This is a genomic window from Melaminivora alkalimesophila (genome assembly GCF_000282995.1).
In the GTDB taxonomy this organism is placed as follows: Bacteria; Pseudomonadota; Gammaproteobacteria; order Burkholderiales; family Burkholderiaceae_C; genus Melaminivora; species Melaminivora alkalimesophila.
Genome location: NZ_ALEE01000131.1, coordinates 1 through 1,614 on the forward strand (window position 1 = coordinate 1; position 1,614 = coordinate 1,614).

At 71.0% G+C, this 1,614-nt stretch carries 2 protein-coding genes; both read left to right on the forward strand.

Going from position 1 to position 1,614, the window contains the following annotated elements:
* Positions 1-1,003, forward strand: a 1,003-nt coding sequence (gene metE / locus A612_RS01900; RefSeq protein WP_019372923.1) for a 5-methyltetrahydropteroyltriglutamate--homocysteine S-methyltransferase, incomplete at its 5' end; no start/stop codon positions are given.
* A gap of 90 nt (positions 1,004-1,093) precedes the next feature.
* A partial coding sequence (locus A612_RS01905; protein WP_019372924.1) for an L-lactate permease occupies positions 1,094-1,614 on the forward strand: 521 nt, incomplete at its 3' end.

Here is a 1,614-nt window from a genome sequence, read left to right on the forward strand (position 1 = left end):
TGCCATGGAAGCACTGCCTGCGCACCGGCGCGGCGAGCTGTCCACGCAGGATTACGAGGCGCAGATGCGCGCCGAGATCGAGGACGTGGTGCGCCGCCAGGAAGCTCTGGGCCTGGATGTGCTGGTGCACGGCGAGGCCGAGAGGAACGACATGGTCGAATACTTCGGCGAGCAGCTGGCGGGCTTTGCCTTCACGGCGGGCGGCTGGGTGCAAAGCTACGGCTCGCGCTGCGTGAAGCCCCCCATCCTGTACGGCGACGTGGCGCGCGATGCGCCCATGACGGTGGCCTGGACGCAGTACGCGCAAAGCCTCACCGACCGGCCCATGAAGGGCATGCTGACCGGGCCGGTGACCATCCTGCAATGGTCCTTCGTGCGCGACGACCAGCCGAGGAGCCGCACCTGCGAGCAGATCGCCTGGGCGATCCGCGACGAGGTGGTGGATCTGGAAAAAGCCGGCATCGCCGTCGTGCAGATCGACGAGCCGGCCATCCGCGAGGGCCTGCCGCTGCGCCGCGCGCACTGGCAGCAGTACCTCGCCTGGGCGACGCGCGCGTTTCGCATCGCCGCCAGCGGCGTGGGCAATGGCACGCAGATTCACACCCACATGTGCTACAGCGAATTCAACGACATCCTGCCGGCCATCGCCAGCATGGACGCCGACGTCATCACCATCGAGACCAGCCGCTCGCACATGGAGCTGCTCACGGCCTTTGGCGACTGGCACTACCCCAACGAGATCGGCCCCGGCGTGTACGACATCCACTCGCCGCGCGTGCCGGGTGTGGACGAGATGCTGGCGCTGCTGCGCCGCGCCGCCGAGGTGGTGCCGGTGCAGCATCTGTGGGTCAACCCCGACTGCGGTCTGAAGACGCGCGCCTGGCCCGAGACCGAGGCCGCGCTGCGCCACATGGTGCAGGCCGCGGCGCAGCTGCGCGCCGAGTTGCAGCACCGCGGCACGACAGACGCAGCAGTGCCACGGCCGCAGGCGCAGCCCGCCTGACGACAGCGGCGCAGCGCGCAACGTATGCTCGCGCTGCCGCAGCCCTGCCCGGGCCGGCCCGTCCACGCATCCCCGAAGGCCCGCCCGCGCATGCCACTGCCGCACCTGTCGCCCCTGTTGCTCGTCCTGCTGGCGCTGATGGTGCTGCGCCGCCCTCCGCTGCAGGCCGCGCTGGCAGGGTGCAGCCTGGCCCTGCTGCTGTGGGCCTGCGGCGCGGCGCAGCCGATGCAGGCGCCGGCCCTGGCAGCCGCCGCGCTCGATACGGCCGTGCTGCTGGCCATCACCGCCAGCGTCATCGTGCCGGGCCTGGTCTTCGTGATCCTGATCGAGGGCCTGGGCATCAACCAGGTGCTCAGCCAGTCGCTGCAGTCGCTCGCCCTGCCGCGCCCCCACCAGGTGCTGTTGGTGGTGCTCGGCCTGGGGCCGATGCTGGAGTCGCTCACGGGCTTCGGGGTGTCGATGGTGGCGACCATTCCGCTGCTGCTCGCCCTCTTCGAGCGGCAGGTGGCGCTGCGGCTGGCCATCCTGGGGATGGGCATCATGCCTTGGGGGACGCTTGGCTTGGCGACGGTGGTGGGCGCGCCACTGGCGGGCCTGCCGGCGGAGCGGCT